The sequence below is a fragment of the Polynucleobacter sp. AP-Latsch-80-C2 genome (assembly GCF_018882185.1).
GTDB lineage: Bacteria > Pseudomonadota > Gammaproteobacteria > Burkholderiales > Burkholderiaceae > Polynucleobacter.
Window position 1 is genome coordinate 1 of sequence record NZ_JACVOY010000058.1, and the last position, 214, is coordinate 214.

At 50.5% G+C, this 214-nt stretch carries 1 protein-coding gene; it reads left to right on the top strand.

Annotation, left to right across the window (positions count from 1 at the left end; translation table 11 throughout):
* Positions 1–214, top strand: a 214-nt coding sequence (locus ICN47_RS12865; RefSeq protein WP_216220306.1) for a hypothetical protein, incomplete at both ends; no start/stop codon positions are given.

Below are 214 nucleotides of genomic sequence, written 5' to 3' on the forward strand. Positions count from 1 at the left end.
ATGCCGGTACTGGCGCAGTGAGCGTAGCCGGAATGACCGGTTTATCGAGCTTCTCTACCACCACGAGCGGCATCACCTTAAACGGTTCAATCACCACCACCGGTGCTCAAACCTACACTGGCGCAGTGACACTGGGTAGTGATATTGTATTAACTAGCTCTGCAGCAGGCACGAGTGGCGATATTACTTTTAGCTCAACAATTGATAGTAGTGT